Source organism: Synechococcus sp. CS-1329, from assembly GCF_025128055.1.
Classification (GTDB): Bacteria; Cyanobacteriota; Cyanobacteriia; order PCC-6307; family Cyanobiaceae; genus Regnicoccus_A.
On sequence record NZ_JAHLYS010000022.1, the window covers coordinates 46,242 to 61,357 of the forward strand.

Genomic DNA, 15,116 nt, shown 5'->3' on the forward strand with positions numbered 1-15,116 from the left:
CAACGCCACCGATCAGAACGCAGGCTCAGCGGCGCCGGCGTGAATCGATCTGCAGCAGGTCACGCACCTGCTGCAACTGGCGGGCGAGGGAGGGATCAATCGCCAGCTTCTTCTCGATCTGCTCCACCGCGTACATCACTGTGCTGTGGTCCTTGCCGCCGAAGACATCGCCGATGCGGGGCAGGCTCAGATCGGTGCTCTGGCGCAGCAGGTACATGCCCACCTGACGGGCCTGGCTCACCGCCCGCTTGCGGCTGCTGCTGCGCATCTCCTCGCCGCTGACCCCGAACACCTCCGCCACCTTCTCCACCACCTGCTGGGGGGTGACCGGCACCTCGTTGCCCACCGGATCGAGCATCGGCGCCACCGACTCCACCGTCATCGGCAGACCGGTGATTGAGGCGAAGGCCACCGCCCGGGTCAGGGCCCCCTCCAGTTCACGGATGTTGGAGGTGAAGCGGCCGGCCAGGTACTGGATCAGGTCGCGGGGCAGGGCCATGCGTTCCTGCTCGGCCTTCTTGTGCAGGATCGCCATGCGGGTTTCCAGATCCGGCGCCTGGATGTCGGCGATCAGGCCCATGGAGAAACGGGAGATCAGCCGCTCCTGCAGCCGTGGAATCTGGCTGGGAGGGCGATCGCTGGCAATCACGATCTGACGGCCGGCCTCATGCAGGGCATTGAAGGTGTGGAAGAACTCCTCCTGGGTGTATTCCTTGCCCTCGATGAACTGGATGTCATCCACCAGGATCAGATCGGCGGCGCGGTAGCGGTCGCGGAACTTCTGCATGCCGTCCTTGCGGATGGCCTGGATCAGGTCGTTGGTGAAGGTTTCGGTTGAGACATAAAAGACCCGCGCCTCCGGATCGATCTCCAGGCGGTAGTGGCCGATCGCCTGCATCAGGTGGGTCTTGCCCAGCCCGACACCACCGCAGAGAAAGAGCGGGTTGAATTCACGGCCGGGGGCCTCGGCCACCGCCAGGGCCGCCGCATGGGCCATGCGGCTGTTGGGCCCCACCACGAAGCGGTTGAAGACATAGCGCGGGTTGAGCCCCGGAGCCGGGCGGCGGGGTGTCTCGCCGCTGGCGGTGGGGCCTGTGGGACCCGCTGCCGCCCGCAGCACCGCCCCCGGCGAGGCCCCGGGCCCACTCTGCTGGGCGGCGCCGGGGCGCTCGGCCGGAGTGGAGCCGTTCATGGCGCCGTCCAGCTCCTGGACAGCGGCGGTGCCCACCTCCACCGCGATGGCGTGGCCGGCCAGATCGGTGGCCACCGCGGCGATCATCACCAGGTAATTCTTGCGCAGCCAGCCGCTGGCGAAGCTGTTGGGGGCCTCCAGCTGCAGCTGACCGTCGGCGTAACCGGTGCAGCGGGCCGGCCGGATCCAGGTCTCGAAGGTGGGCTTGCTGAGGTTGGCCTGCAGTGCCTCCTGGACCCGGTGCCACAGCTCCTGACCCTGCTGCACCGTCCAGTCCCCACTCAGCCAGTGGCCGAATATAGGCAGCCCCCCCGACCGGCACCGTCTTTAATGAAGCGCTTCGCGGCTCCGCTCGGCTCCCCCGTCATGACTCCCCACCGTGCCCCTGGCCTCCCGTCGCTCCGCCGCCGGGCCCTGGCCGCCGTCGGCCTCTGTGGGCTGCTGCTGGGTGGTTGCACGGTGCCGCTGCCCAACCTGCCGGGGATGCCCGGGCGTGCACCCGCCGCGCCCGGCCCCAGGGTCAGTGACGCCCCCCCCGCCGCGCCGCTGCAGGCGGGAAACAATTTCATCGTCAACGCGGCCCAGAAGGTGGGGCCCGCCGTGGTGCGCATCGACACGGTCAAACGGGTGATCAATCCGCTCGGGGGCCTGTTCGGTGGTGGGCCATCGATCCAGCAGCAGCAGGGCCAGGGGTCGGGCTTCATCACCCGCTCCGATGGGGTGATTCTCACCAACGCCCATGTGGTGGAGGGCACCGCCGAGGTGTCGGTGACCCTGCCGGATGGCCGCAGCTTCAACGGCAAGGTGCTCGGCGCCGATCCCCTCACCGACATCGCCGTGGTGCGGGTGGTGGCCCAGAAGCTGCCGGTGGCACCCCTGGGGGATTCCTCCCAGGTGCGACCCGGTGAATGGGCGATCGCCATTGGCAATCCCCTCGGCCTCGACAACACCGTGACGGCGGGCATCATCAGCGCCATCCAGCGCACCAACGCCATCGGCGAAGGCCAGCGGGTGCCGTACATCCAGACCGATGCGGCGGTGAACCCCGGCAACAGCGGCGGTCCCCTGATCAATGACCGTGGTCAGGTGATCGGCGTGAACACCGCCATCCGCCAGGCGCCTGGGGCGGGTCTGAGCTTTGCGATCCCGATCAACCTGGCCAAGCAGATCGCCGCCCAGATCCTGGAGAAGGGACGCGCCTCCCACCCCTACATCGGTGTGCGCCTGCAGGCCCTCACTCCCCAACTGGCCCGGGAAATCAATGCCACCTCCAGCGAATGCCGCCTGCCTGAGGTCGAGGGGGTGGTGGTGGTGGAAGTGCTCAAGGGCAGCCCCGCAGCCAAGGCGGGCCTGAAGCCCTGCGACCTGATCGAAAACGTGGGCGGCAAGGCGGTGAAGAACCCCTCTGAAGTGCAGGTGGCCGTCGATCAGGGCAAGGTGGGCCAGCCGCTGGCGATCAGCATCAGGCGGGGCAGCGACAGCAGCACCGTCACCCTTGAGCCGGCGGAACTGCGCTCCGGCGAGTGAGCCCGCAGGCGTTGAAGCGCTGCAGCCGGCAGCTGGTGGTGATGGCCCGCTGGCCGGCCACGGGCCGCTGCAAGAGTCGGCTGGGGGCCGGCATCGGCCTGGCGGCCGCCGCCCGGATCCAGCGGCGGCTGAGCGAGCACACCCTGGCGACAGCACGGCAGCTGGATGGCACGGAGCTGGTGCTGGCGGTGAGCGGCCTGGGGCCCTGCGGGGCTCAGCGCTGGGGCCACAGCCTCGGAGCCCACCGGGCCGTGCTGCAGGGGGACGGCGGTCTGGGCAGCCGCATGGCCCGGCAACTGGCGCGGGCCTGCCGCGAAGGAGCTCAGCAGGTGCTGCTGATCGGCACCGACCTGCCCCAGCTGGCCCAAGGCGATCTGGAGGCGGCGTCTGCAGCCTTGGCCGAACGGCCGCTGGTGCTCGGGCCGGCCAGCGATGGGGGCTACTGGCTGATCGGGCTGAGGAGGCCCCAGCCCAGCCTGCTCAGCGGCATCCCCTGGGGCAGCGCCGCTGTGCTGCGCCGCACCCTGGAGCGGGCCGCCGCTCTGGGCCTTGAGCCAGCCCTGCTGGCCCAGCGCAGCGACCTCGATCGGCCCATGGACCTGGAGCCCTGGCTGGGGTGAAGGCCATGACTGCACCACCCACCGCCAGCGCCCCCCTGGCGGTGGTGATCCCGGCCCTGAACGAGGCGGGACACCTGCCGGCCCTGCTGGCGGATCTGGCGACGGCTCCTTCCGCTCTGATCGAGAGCTGCCTGGTGGTGGATGGCGGCAGCAGCGACGGCAGCGCCCAGCTCTCGGCCCTGGCAGGCGCACGGGTGCTGCAGGTGGGCGGAGGCCGGGGCTGCCAGCTGGCGGCGGGGGTGAACCACAGCAGCGCCCCCTGGCTGCTGCTGCTCCATGCCGACCTGCGCCTGGCACAGGGGTGGTGGTCGGCGGTGCAGCGGGCCATGGCCGCCCCGGAGGCCCCCTGGTGTTTCCGCCTGGGAATCGAGGGGGCAGACCTCGCCCTGCGCCTGGTGGAGTGGGGCGTGCGCCTGCGCAGTGGGCCCGGCCAGCTGCCCTATGGCGACCAGGGACTGCTGCTGCCGCGGCGCCTGCTGGAGCGGGCCGGCGGCCTGCGGGCCATGCCCCTAATGGAGGATCTCGATCTGGTGCTGCGCCTGCGCCAGCTGGGCCCGATCCATGACCTGGGACTGCCGGTGCGGGTGGATGGGCGCCGCTGGCGGCGCCTGGGGGTGTGGGGAACGGCCTGGCGCAATGCCCAGCTGCGCCAGGCCTGGCGCCGGGGCACCGATCCAGCGGCCCTGGCGGCGCGTTATTACCAACCCTGAACGCCCCTGAGGATCCCTGAGGATCCCCACCAGGGGCGTCAGGGGGAATACCAGAAGGCGCAGCGCCGCTGCTGCGGCTCCAGCTCCCAGCCCTGCGACTGATAGAAACCCACCACCTCGGGATCGGCGAACAGGCTGACCCGGTCCACCTCCATCAGCCTGAGCTGCTCCAGCACGTAGTCCATCAGCTGACGCCCCAGCCCGGCCCCCTGGTAGAGGGGATGCACGGCCACATCCCAGACCGTGGCCTCCATCACCCCATCGCCGGTGCAGCGGGCGAAGCCCACCAGGCGCGGCACCCGCGGGTCATGGCGCCAGAGGCCCACCCGCAACAGGCTGTGCTGCAGGGCCTTGCGCACCCGCCGGATCGGCCGGCGGCTCCAGCCGACGGCATCACAGAGCTGCTCCAGTTCCACCAGATCGATCTCCCGCTCCAGGCTGAGCACCAGCTCCAGCTGGGGGTTCGGGCTGGGACAATGGCGCCAGCCGGGGCCGTAGAAGCTGGAGAAAAGCGGGTCTGTATCCAAACCAGACGGCCGAGGCAACGGATGGGCACGATCCTGCCCGATCGGCGGCGTTTAGTGGAACTCTGATGGCAGACCCTGTGAAGGGATTGGCTGGACTCCCCCAGGCCCTGGAACCCGACTCGAGCGGGATGTTGCTGGTGGCGCTGCATGGCTGGATGCTCTCCAGCCGGCTGTGGCAACCGCTGAACGCCGAACTGCAGCAGCGCTGGCGGCTGTGGTGCCCTGATCTGCCCGGCTTCGGCGCGGAACCGCGCCCGGTGGGGCTGCAGCCGAGCCTGGCCAGCTACGGGCGCTGGGTGAGCGAGGCCTGCCGCCGGATCGCTCCCCACGCCCCCGTGGTGCTGATGGGCCACTCCCTGGGGGGGAGCATCGCCCTGCATGCGGCCACCAGCCTGGGGCCCCAGCTGCGGGGGGTGATCCAGATCGCCGCCGGCGGCGGGGTGTACCAGCCCCGGGCCTTCGCCCGGGTGAGACGCGGCGGTTCCCTGTTCCTGCGTTTCCGTCCAGGCTGGCTGGCGGAACTGCCGGGCACCGAGGCGATCCGCAGCCCGCTGCTGGCCGAAGCGCGGGCGGCCCGGGGCCTGCTGGCCTGCAGCACCAACCGCGGCGCCGTCAGCCAGCTGCCCGCGCTCACCGCCGCCCTGCGGGTGCCCAGCCTCTGGATCGCCGGCAGCCAGGACCAGGTGATGGCCCCCCGCTATGTGCGTCACCTGGCCGGCTATGCCCCAGACCATGAGCTGGCCGTGATCCCCGACTGCGGTCACCTGCCGATGCGGCAGTGTCCCCGCCAGCTGGCCGCCCTGATCGATGCCTGGCTGGAGCGGCTGCCCTTGCAGCTGCCTTCTCCTGATCCCTAGAGCCGGGCCAGACCCCGTTCCTGCAGATCGGCCAGCTCGGCGTAAAGACCGCCGGCGGCCCGCAGTTCCCGGTGGGTGCCCTGCTCGATCAGCCGGCCCCGGCGCAGCACCAGGATGCGATCGGCCGCCTCGACGGTGGCCAGGCGGTGGGCGATCACGATGGCGGTGCGGCCGCTGAGCAACCGCTCCAGATCACGCTGCAGGGTGGCCTCGGTGGAGGGATCCATGAAGGCCGTGGCCTCATCCATCACCAGCACCGAGGGATCGCGCATCGCCACCCGCGCCACCGACAGCAGCTGGCGCTCACCCGAGGAGAGGTTGCCGCCCCGCTCGCGCAGTTCGGTGGCCAGGCCATCGGGCAGCCGGCGCAGCAGGGGGTCAAGACCCAGCTCGGCGCAGATGCGCTCCAGGTCGTGCTGGGTGATCGGCGCATCCAGGCGCAGGTTGTCGGCCACGTTGCCGCTGAACAGGAAGGTGTCCTGGAGGACCACCCCCAGCCGCTGGCGCAGGGTGGCGCTGGGCAGCTCGCGGATGTCGATGCCATCGAGCAGGATGCGGCCGCTCTGGGGTTCGTAGAGCCGGCAGAGCAGGCGGATAATCGTGGTCTTGCCGGAGCCGGTGGGACCCACCAGGGCCACCTGCTCCCCCGGGGCGATGCGGAAGCTCAGCTCGCTGAGGATCGGGTCGTCGGGGCGGTAGGCGAAGCTCACCCGCTCGAAGATCACCTCACCGGCACTGGCGCGCAGCAGCCCCGAGCGCTGGGCGGCACTGCTGCGCAGGCCATGGTCGAGGTCGGAGATCTCGATCGGCTGCTCCATCAGTTCACCGATGCGCTCCACCGCCGTGAGCCCGCCCTGGATCTGGGTGAAGCGCTCCGCCAGCTGGCGCAGGGGATCGAACAGGCGCTGGGAAAAGAGGATGAAGGTGGTGAGAGTGCCGAGGCCGATGCTGCCGGCGATCACCATCCAGCCCCCCAGGGCCAGCACCACCGCCACGGCGGTGAGGGCCACCCATTCGATGAAGGCCGAGACGGCACTTTCGTAGAAGATCGTGCCGGTGACGGCGCGGCGGTAGGCGTTGGTGGTGACCGAGAAGCGGGAGCTGTTGGTGGCCTCCCGCCGGAACATCTGCACCACCTCCAGGCCCTGGAGGTTCTCCTGCAGATCGGCGTTGAGCTGGCTGAGTTCCTCGCGCACCCGGTAATTGGCCTTGCGGTAGTGGCCCTGCAGCCAGAGGATCACCAGGGTGGCCGGCACCTGGCTGGCCAGCAGCAGCGCACCGAGGCGCGGCTCGATGCTCACCATCGTCACGCCGATCACGATCAGGGTGACCAGATCGGCCAGCACCCCCACAGCGCCGCTACCGAAGACTTCGGCCAGGGCATCCACATCGCTGGTGAGGCGGGTGAGCAGCTTGCCCACAGGGGTGCGGTCGTGGAAGCGCAGGGAGAGGGCGAGGGCGTGGCGAAAGAGGTCGTCGCGGATGCGGGCCGTCAGCCGCTGCCCCACCGCCTGAACGCTGTACGACTGGACCCCCTGCAGGGCCAGCCGCAGCAGCACCGCGCTGAACAGGATCAGCACCAGGGTGCGCATCGCCTGGGACACGCTCTGCCCCGCCAGCCAGGCAGCGGTGGGCTCCCCGCGCAGCACAGCAATCGCTTGTCCGATCAACAGCGGCTGAATCGCAGCAGCCAGGGCCAGAGGGATCAGCAGAATCACCACCAGGATCAGGCGGCGGCGGTCGTAGCGGAGGTAGGGCAGCAGGCGCTTGAGCCGCTGGCGGTCGAGGGCAGCCATCAGCGCTGGAGCGCGGCAGCCGATGGGCCGGCAGCGGCGGAGGTGGCGGTGGCAGTGGCGGTGGCGACCCGGTCGACGATGTCCTGCAGCTCGCCGAGATCAAAGCGCAGGGCCAGGGGATTGCCGATCAGACGGGCCGTGCTGTGGAAGAGTTCATCGAGGGCCACCAGGCCGTTCTCGCGCAGGGTGCGGCCGGTGGCCACCAGGTCGACGATCGCCTCGGACATGCCGGTGATCGGACCGAGCTCCACCGAGCCGGTGAGATGGATCAGCTCCACGGGCAGGTCCAGTCCGGCAAAAAAGGTTTCGGCACAGCGCACAAACTTGCTGGCCACGCGGCAGTGGGCCGGCAGCTCCGCCGCCCGGCTGTAGCCACTGTTTTCCTTCACCGCCACGGCCATGCGGCAGCCACCGAAGCCCAGATCCAGCAGCGGCGCCACCGGCAGCTGGTGCTCCCGCAGCACGTCGTCGCCCACCACGCCCAGCTGGGCCTGGCCATAGGCCACATAGACAGGCACATCGCCATTGCGCACCAGTAGGGCCCGGGCCCGGCCGCAGGGGCTGGGCACCATCAGCTGGCGATTGTCGGCATCGAGCAGGGCACTGAAATCAAGGCCGGCGGCGGCGAAGCAGCGCACCGAATCTTTCAGCAGGGCCCCTTTGGCCAGAGCGACGGTGATCATGGACTTGCACCGCAACCTGGACTGTACCGATGGACGCGAGCCACAGCGAGGTGGAGCTGATCCCGGTGCTGCGCGACAACTACGTGATGGTGCTCCACGACGGAGCCCGGGCGGTGGTGGTGGATCCCGGCGTGGCGGAGCCGGTGGTCAGCTGGTTGGAGCGGCGCGGGCTGGAGCTGGTGGCGGTGCTGCAGACCCATCACCACTGGGACCACATCGATGGCACGCCGGGGCTGCTGAGCCGCTGGCCCGCGGCGGCGGTGCTGGCCTCGGGCGACGACCGCCAGCGCATCCCGCTGCAGACCGTGGCCCTGCGGGACGGGGACCAGCTGGAGCTGCTGGGGCGCGTTGTGCAGGTGCTGGCGGTGCCCGGGCACACCCGCTGGCACCTGGCCTTCCATCTGCCGCCCCGGGCCGGCGGCCAGGGCGAGCTGTTCTGCGGCGACACCCTGTTCGCCGGCGGCTGCGGCCGCCTGTTTGAAGGCAGCCCCGCACAGATGCACCAGTCGCTGCAGCGGCTGGGGGCCCTGCCGGGACCCACCCGCGTCTGGTGCGCCCATGAGTACACCCTCGCCAACCTGCGCTGGGCGGCGGCGAACAGCCCGGAGCAGGGGGAGGAGCGGCAGGCGATCCAGGAGCGGCTGGCGGCAGTGCAGGAGCTGCGGCGGGCGGATCAACCGACCATCCCCAGCACCATCGCCCTGGAGTGGGCCACGAACCTGATGCTCAGGGCCGGCGATGCAGAAACCTTCGCCAGCCGTCGCCTCAGCAAGGACCACTGGCAGGGCTGACCAACGAGCGGATCAGGCCGCTGCGGGGCTGGGGGCCTCCGGAGGCCGGAGCGTCTGGCCCGTGGGGAAGAGCCGGGCGGGCTCACCGGGCCGTAACCAGGGGCGGCAGCGCAGACCGAGGGGATAGTCGCGCTCGAGGGGCAGGCGAAAGCGCAGATCCACCGGAGCAGCGGCGCCCTCGGCGTCAAGCCGCACCTGATAGAGCCATTCGCGCCCCAGAAACTCCCGCGCCACCACCTCGCCGGGGCCGCTGGGATCGACGCTCAGATCAAAGGCCGACGGGCTCAGCAGCACCTGCCAGGGGCCCGGGCCCTCGCCATGGGGAGCTGATCCATTCGGCTCCGGGCGCAGGGGGCCGAGGGGCGTGAGCAGCTGACCGCCGCTCCAGTGGGCCTCCAGCAGATTGCCCTGCAGCACGAAGCGGCCCACGAAGGCGGAGGCGGGGGCCCGCACCATCTCGCGCGGACTGCTGCACTGATGCAGGTGTCCGCCCTGCAGCACCGCGACCCGATCGCAGATGGCCAGGGCCTCCTCCGGGTCGTGGGTGACGATCAGACCGCTGGCCTGGCAGCGGCTGAGTACCCCCGGCAGCTCCGCCCGCAGCCGCAGCCGCACCTCCACATCCAGGTTGGAGAAGGGTTCATCCAGCAGCAGCAGCGTTGGCCCCGGGGCGAGGGCCCGCGCCAGGGCCAGGCGCTGACGCTGGCCACCCGAGAGTTCATGGGGGTAGCGGCGCTCCAGGCCGTTGAGCCCCAGCAGCTCCAGCAGCCAGGCGGCACGGCTGCGGTCCTGGCGGGGCTTGAGCCCGAAACAGACGTTGCTCCAGGCATCGAGATGGGGGAAAAGGGCGTAGTCCTGGAAGACCATGCCCACCCCCCGGCGCTCGGGCGCCAGCCAGCCGTGGGGGCCGGCCACTTCCTGGCCATGGATCAACACCCGGCCGCGCTCCGGCCGCTCGAAGCCGGCGATCAGACGCAGCAGGGTGGTCTTGCCGCAGCCGGAGGGACCCAGCAGCCCCACCAGTTCCCCCTGGTGCAGCTCCAGGTTCAGCCCCTGCAGCGTCCAGTTCGGCGACTCCTCGCCATGGCTGAGCCCACGGGCCCTCGGGTAGCGGTGCCAGACGTTCTCCAGCCGCACCGGATCCGGCCGCCCCTCCAGCTGAGGAGCGATGGGCAGAGCCAACGGGGCTGGGGTCAAGGGTGCAGGAGTCAGTGGAGCTGGAGTCAGTGGAGCTGGAGTCAGTGGAGCAGGGGTCAGTGGAGCGATGGAGCCTGATCCGTAGAGTCGAATCTTCATTTTCACCTGCCATGGGCTCGGGCACTTCCGCCGAGGCGATCACCACGGCCGCTGCGCCGGCACCGGTGGGTCCCTACAACCAGGCGGTCAAGGCGGGAGGGCTGCTCTTCTGCTCCGGCCAGATCGCCCTCGATCCCGCCAGCGGCGTTCTGGTGGGGGGCGGGGATGTGGAAGCCGAGACCAGACAGGTGCTCACCAACCTGCAGGCGGTGCTGAGCGCGGCGGGCTGCACGGCCCAGCAGGTGGTGCGCACCACGGTGTTCCTCACCGACCTGGCCGATTTCGCCAAGGTCAACGCTCTTTATGCAGAGGTGTTCTCGGCCGGGGTCTCGCCCGCCCGGGCCTGCGTGCAGGTGGCGGCGCTGCCCAAAGGAGCCCTCGTGGAAATCGACTGCATCGCCCTGCTGGGCTGAGGGCCGGTGGCCAACGCCCCAGCCGTCCCCCTTGTGCTCTGAACTACAGCACGCAACCTTTGGGATGCGTGACTTGTGATGAAGGTGACAGTCAACAGCTGTCACAGCCGCCAGCATGGTGGGGTTGTTGATGTGCGGGCCATGGCGTTCTCTTCCTTCCGTACGGTTCCCGCGGGCCAACAACCCAACGGGGTGCGTCTGTACCGCCTGGTGGACCAGGGCTGCTGCCCCCATCCCGTGCTCGACGACCACTTCGATTCAATGGATGCCGCCTGGGACGCCGCCCAGGAGTGGTGGCAGCAGCACAGCAACGGCCGTGAGGATCCGATCGGCATCGGTGTCGAGGTGAGCACTCCCGGTGGCGACTGGCGCACCCTGCGCTACCCCGGCAACCACTGCGGCATGGCCTGACGCCCCTGCCCACCTAGCGTCAGCCGCACCTAGGCCCTGAGGGCGAGCTGCCGCCGATGCGCCTGCTTCACACCTCCGACTGGCACCTGGGCAGAACGTTCCATGGCGCTTCGCTGCTGGAGGAGCAGGCGGCAGCGCTGACACGGATCGTGGACCTGGCCAGGGATGGAGCTGTCGATGCGGTCCTGATCGCCGGTGACCTCTACGACCGGGCGATCCCGCCGGCGGAGGCGGTGCAGCTGTTCAACGACACCCTGGCCCAGCTGCGCGACGGCGGTGCGGCGGTGGTGGCGATCGCCGGCAACCACGATTCCCATGTGCGCGTGTCGGTGTACGACCCGCTGCTGGCCCGCTTCGGGGTGACGATCCGCGGCGATGTGCGCCGGGCCCATGAGCCGGTGCTGGTGAGCCCGCGGCTGGGCGGCCGACCCGTGGCGATCTATCCACTCCCCTACCTGGAGCCGGCCGTGGATGGACCGGGCCTGGCGGGGGAGCTGGAGGAAGGGGCACCGCCTCCGGCCCGTCTGCGCCATGAGGAGGTGACGCGGTTGGCGCTGGCACGGATTCGCCGGGACCTGCGGGGGCGGCCGCAGCAGCGCTCGGTGCTGGTGGCCCACACCTTCGTGACGGGTGGGGCCAGCTCGGAGTCGGAGCGGGAGCTGACGGTGGGCAATGTGGATCGGGTCAGTGTCGAGACCTTTGCCGGCTTTGACTACGTGGCCCTGGGCCATCTGCATGGCTCCCAGCAGCTGGATGGCCCACGGTTGGCCTACTCCGGCACCCCTCTGCCCTATTCCTTCTCCGAGCAGCACCACACCAAGTCGGTGCGGATCGTGGAGCTCGACGCAGCGGGCCAGCCCGAGCTGGAGATCGTGCCGCTGCAGGTGGGGCGATCGCTGGCCACAGTCGAGGGGGGGATCGAGCAGCTCTGCTGTGATCCGCAGTTCGAGCCGGCCGTTGAAGCGCGGCTGCGGGTGATCCTCACCGACGAAACCCTGCCGCTGCAAGCCATGGCGCGTTTGCGGCGGCGCTTTCCCCATGTGGCCGAGCTGCGCCATCGCCCACCGGAGCTGCTGCGCACAACGGCCAGCGAACGCCACCAGCAGGTGCGCCAGGCCACCTCCCCGTTTGAGCTCACCTCGGCATTCTTCGCCGATCAGCAGGGGCGCAGCGCCAGCGCAGCCGAGACGGCACTGCTGCGGCAGGCGCTGGAGGCCGCCGCCAGGGGAGGGCAGCGGTGAGGCCCCACCAGCTGCGGATCGAAGCCTTCGGGCCCTATGCCGAGCCGGTGGAGATCGGCTTCGATGAGCTCAGCCAGGAGGGGCTGTTCCTGATCCACGGCAGCACCGGCTCCGGCAAGACCTTCCTGCTCGATGCCCTCTGCTTCGCCCTCTACGGCGAGGTATCGGGGGATCGCAGCGTCAAGGCGCTGAAATCCGATCACGCCGAGCCCGCAGCGGTGCCCCGGGTGAGCCTGGAGTTCTCCAGTGGCGGCGGCCGCTACCGGGTGGAGCGATCCCCCGCCTACACCGCCCCCAAGACCAGGGGCGAGGGCACCACCGAGAAGGCGCCGCAGGCGGTGCTGTTCCGGCTGCTCGGCGCTGGCTGGGAGCCGATCGCCAGCCGCAGCACGGAGGTCAGCCGCGAGGTGCAGGCTCTGGTGGGTCTCGATGCCGCCCAGTTCCGCCAGGTGATCCTGCTGCCCCAGGGCAAGTTCGCTGAGGTGCTGCGCGCCAGGGCCGAGGAGCGCGAAGCCCTGCTCAAAACCCTCTTCGACACGGTGATCTACGAGCAAGTGGGCAGCTGGCTGGAGGACCGCGCCAAGGCGGCTCGCATCGAGGTGGCCGAGCAGAACCGGGCCCTGGAGGTGCTGCGCAGCCAGGCCGCCCACGAGTGGAGCCCCTATGCAGCCCACCCTCCCGAGCCCGTGGATCCACCCAATCCCGTCAATCCGTTGGAGCCACCCAGCGATCAACAGGGCCTCGATCGGCTGGTGGAGCAGATCGCCGCGGTGGTGACCGCCAGCCAAAGCAACCTGCATCAGGCCAGCGCCGCCCTGCTCTCAGCCCAGAAGGCCAGGGATGCGATCGAAAAGCAGGCCGACCGCTGGGATCGCCGCGCCAGGGCCCTCACCAGGCTTGCGGACCTGGAGGGGAAGCAGGAGGCCGTGGCCGACTTTCGCCAGCGGCTGAGCCGGGCGGAGCGAGCCGAGGCCCTGCGGCCCTGCGTGGAGGCCGAGCAGGCGGCCCGTACCGCCCTGGGCAGCCTGGAGGCCGGCACCCGAGCCGAGCTGCAGAGCGCGATCCGGGCCCGGGACGCCGCCCAGGCCCTGCCGCTCTCCCTGGTGCTGCTGGATCTGATGGCGGCCCCCAGCCTTGAGGAGCTCAGCGCTGCACGCCACGACCTGGCGGTCCGTGGCGCGCAGCTCAGCGCCCTGGCCGCGCAGTCTCTGGAGGCGGGCCAGGCGCGGGCCAGGGCGGCGGCCGCCACCAAGCGAGCCCAGGCCGCTGAGCAGCAGCTGAGCAGCAGCAGCGCCGCCAGAGAGACTCGCCGGCAGGCGCGCCAGAGCGCAGGCGCAGCCTTGGTCGCAGCCTGCTCAGCCCGCGACCAGCTGGGCGGGTTGCAGCGGGCGGCGCAGGACGCCCAGGATCAGGCCCTGGCCGTGGCGGCCATCGCCCCTGCCCTGCAGCAGGAACAGGCCGCCATGGCGGCGCACACCAAGGCCGAGGCCCGGCTGCAGCAGGCGCAGGTGGCCCTGAACGAGCGGCAGCGGCGTCAGATCGCCGGGATGGCCGCCCGGCTCGCCGGGGGCCTGGAGCCCGACGCCCCCTGCCCGGTCTGCGGTTCAGCGCAACACCCGGCACCCGCCCAGCCCTCGCAGGACGCCGTCAGTGATGGGGCGATCACAGCGGCCCAGGCCGAGCTGAGCGCCGCCACCGCTGCGGCCCAGCAGGCGGCGGTGGCGCTGGCGAAGGTCCAGGGGGAGCGCAAGGCGGTGCTGGAGAAGGCCGGCCCTGCCGCCAGCGATCCCCAGGCGGCAATCACAGCGGCCCTGCAGGCCAACGAAGCCCTGGCCGCTGCCCAGGCCCTGGCCAGGACGGTGCCCAGCCTGGAGCAGGAGATCAGCGCCCATGAGCGCGAGCTGGAGGCGCTGCAGACCACGATTCAGGCGGCCAGCACGGAGCTGGCCCTGCAGGCCAAGGCCGCTGCCGACGACAGCCAACGGGCGGAGACCCTCGCTGCCGCCATCGGCAGGGAGCTGGGGCAGGGCGTCGATCCACAGCAGGCGCTCAACAGCTTCGAGCCCCTGGAGGCAACACTGAAAGCCCTGGCGGCCCGCTGCCAGGCCAGTGCCAGCGCCGCAACCCGGCTGGAGCTGGCCGCTGCGCGCCTGGCCATCGATCTGGCCGGATCCGAGTTCAGCGATGGTCGGGCTGTGGAGGCCGCCCTCAAGGAGGAGAGCGTGCGCCAGCACTGGGCGCAGCGGATCAAGGCCTTCGAAACCGAAGTGATTGAGCTGAAGGGAGCTCTGGCCTCGGCGGAGCTGGCCGACCTGCCCCGGGAGCGACCCGACAGCGCGGCGGCCGCGGAGGCAGTGCACGCCACAGACGGCGCCCGCACCGCAGCCGTGGAGCGCCACAGCGAAGCGCGCGGAGCCCAGCTGGAGATCCAGCGCCTCAGCTCGGAGCACCGCAGCGGCTCCAGCGAGCTGGCGTCCCGCCAGGAGCGGGCGCAGTTGCTCAGTGCCGTGGCCGATCGCTGCTCAGGCAGGGCCGCCCCCTACATCTCCCTGCAACGCTGGGTGCTCTCGGCCTACCTGGGCGACATCTGCCGCTATGCCAACCAGCGGCTGGAGCTGATGACCTCCGGCCGCTACCAGCTGCGGCTCAGCGATGAGGGGGGCCGCGGCGGCCGCCAGGCGGGTCTGGGTCTGAAGGTGCTCGATGCCTACACCGGTGAGGAGCGCGAGGTGAGCAGCCTCTCGGGCGGTGAGACCTTCCAGGCCTCCCTGGCCCTGGCCCTGGGCGTGGCCGACACCGTCGAGGCCCATTCAGGCGGCGTGCAACTGGAGGCCCTGTTCATCGACGAAGGCTTCGGCAGCCTCGATCCCGACAACCTCCAGCTGGCGATGGACGAACTCGACCGGCTGCGCGAAGGCGGCCGCATGGTCGGACTGATCAGCCACGTCGGAGCCCTCAAGGAACGCATCCGCTACGGCATCGAGGTGCTCTCCAGCGACCAGGGCTCACGGGTGCAGGTGGGCACCAACCCCCTGGCCTGACCCATCCCGAG

General features: G+C 70.6%; 14 protein-coding genes. 9 read left to right on the forward strand and 5 right to left on the reverse strand.

From position 1 onward, the window contains the following. Nucleotides 1-25: 25 nt before the first annotated feature. Nucleotides 26-1,459: a chromosomal replication initiator protein DnaA gene (gene dnaA / locus KQ304_RS04260; RefSeq protein ID WP_259735875.1), complete on the reverse strand. Its 1,434-nt coding sequence runs from the start codon at nucleotides 1,457-1,459 to the stop codon at nucleotides 26-28. A 99-nt stretch (nucleotides 1,460-1,558) separates the two neighbouring features. On the opposite strand from dnaA, the gene KQ304_RS04265 reads away from it, so the two are divergent. The 3 genes from KQ304_RS04265 to KQ304_RS04275 are packed head-to-tail and all read left to right on the forward strand — an operon-like array spanning nucleotide 1,559 to nucleotide 4,049. Further along, nucleotides 1,559-2,719: a trypsin-like peptidase domain-containing protein gene (locus tag KQ304_RS04265; protein WP_259735876.1), complete on the forward strand. Its 1,161-nt coding sequence runs from the start codon at nucleotides 1,559-1,561 to the stop codon at nucleotides 2,717-2,719. A gap of 41 nt (nucleotides 2,720-2,760) precedes the next feature. Continuing rightward, a complete protein-coding gene (locus KQ304_RS04270) occupies nucleotides 2,761-3,339 on the forward strand; it encodes a TIGR04282 family arsenosugar biosynthesis glycosyltransferase (RefSeq protein ID WP_259735900.1) in 579 nt (192 codons plus the stop codon). Nucleotides 3,340-3,344: 5 nt separating this feature from the next. Further along, entirely contained in the window at nucleotides 3,345-4,049 is a 705-nt protein-coding gene (locus KQ304_RS04275) for a TIGR04283 family arsenosugar biosynthesis glycosyltransferase (protein ID WP_259735877.1), read from the forward strand. Between the two features lie 38 nt (nucleotides 4,050-4,087). Here KQ304_RS04275 and KQ304_RS04280 read toward each other — a convergent pair whose 3' ends face one another. Beyond that, nucleotides 4,088-4,576 (reverse strand): GNAT family N-acetyltransferase, encoded by a 489-nt coding sequence (locus KQ304_RS04280; protein ID WP_259735878.1) that lies wholly within the window; start codon nucleotides 4,574-4,576, stop codon nucleotides 4,088-4,090. A gap of 65 nt (nucleotides 4,577-4,641) precedes the next feature. Here KQ304_RS04280 and KQ304_RS04285 point away from each other — a divergent pair, with 65 nt between their 5' ends. Beyond that, nucleotides 4,642-5,433, forward strand: a complete 792-nt coding sequence (locus tag KQ304_RS04285) for an alpha/beta fold hydrolase (protein WP_399228384.1) — start codon at nucleotides 4,642-4,644, stop codon at nucleotides 5,431-5,433. Here the strand turns inward: KQ304_RS04285 and KQ304_RS04290 are convergent. Both KQ304_RS04290 and hisG read right to left on the reverse strand, forming a co-directional pair. Continuing rightward, nucleotides 5,430-7,229, reverse strand: a complete 1,800-nt coding sequence (locus KQ304_RS04290; protein WP_259735879.1) for an ABC transporter ATP-binding protein — start codon at nucleotides 7,227-7,229, stop codon at nucleotides 5,430-5,432. The two genes, KQ304_RS04285 and KQ304_RS04290, sit on opposite strands and share 4 nt — an antisense overlap. Next, on the reverse strand, nucleotides 7,229-7,912 hold the full coding sequence (gene hisG / locus KQ304_RS04295) for an ATP phosphoribosyltransferase (protein ID WP_259735880.1): 684 nt from the start codon (nucleotides 7,910-7,912) through the stop codon (nucleotides 7,229-7,231). Before hisG ends, KQ304_RS04290 begins: the two co-directional genes overlap by 1 nt. Nucleotides 7,913-7,941: 29 nt before the next feature. On the opposite strand from hisG, the gene gloB reads away from it, so the two are divergent. Continuing rightward, nucleotides 7,942-8,703: a hydroxyacylglutathione hydrolase gene (gloB, locus tag KQ304_RS04300; protein WP_259735881.1), complete on the forward strand. Its 762-nt coding sequence runs from the start codon at nucleotides 7,942-7,944 to the stop codon at nucleotides 8,701-8,703. A gap of 12 nt (nucleotides 8,704-8,715) precedes the next feature. On the opposite strand, the gene KQ304_RS04305 is transcribed toward gloB, so the two are convergent. Beyond that, nucleotides 8,716-9,900 carry an ABC transporter ATP-binding protein gene (locus tag KQ304_RS04305; RefSeq protein WP_259735882.1) on the reverse strand — a complete coding sequence of 395 codons (1,185 nt, stop codon included), beginning with the start codon at nucleotides 9,898-9,900 and terminating at the stop codon, nucleotides 8,716-8,718. Nucleotides 9,901-10,010: 110 nt separating this feature from the next. On the opposite strand from KQ304_RS04305, the gene KQ304_RS04310 reads away from it, so the two are divergent. The 4 genes from KQ304_RS04310 to KQ304_RS04325 all read left to right on the forward strand — a co-directional run bounded on the left by KQ304_RS04310 (nucleotide 10,011) and on the right by KQ304_RS04325 (nucleotide 15,105). Then, nucleotides 10,011-10,412: a Rid family detoxifying hydrolase gene (locus KQ304_RS04310; protein ID WP_259735883.1), complete on the forward strand. Its 402-nt coding sequence runs from the start codon at nucleotides 10,011-10,013 to the stop codon at nucleotides 10,410-10,412. Nucleotides 10,413-10,553: 141 nt separating this feature from the next. After that, nucleotides 10,554-10,823 (forward strand): hypothetical protein, encoded by a 270-nt coding sequence (locus tag KQ304_RS04315; RefSeq protein WP_259735884.1) that lies wholly within the window; start codon nucleotides 10,554-10,556, stop codon nucleotides 10,821-10,823. 56 nt (nucleotides 10,824-10,879) lie between these two features. Further along, entirely contained in the window at nucleotides 10,880-12,064 is a 1,185-nt protein-coding gene (locus KQ304_RS04320; RefSeq protein ID WP_259735885.1) for an exonuclease SbcCD subunit D, read from the forward strand. Then, nucleotides 12,061-15,105 (forward strand): SMC family ATPase, encoded by a 3,045-nt coding sequence (locus tag KQ304_RS04325; RefSeq protein ID WP_259735886.1) that lies wholly within the window; start codon nucleotides 12,061-12,063, stop codon nucleotides 15,103-15,105. The genes KQ304_RS04320 and KQ304_RS04325 overlap by 4 nt, the downstream gene beginning before the upstream one ends. Nucleotides 15,106-15,116: the final 11 nt, after the last annotated feature.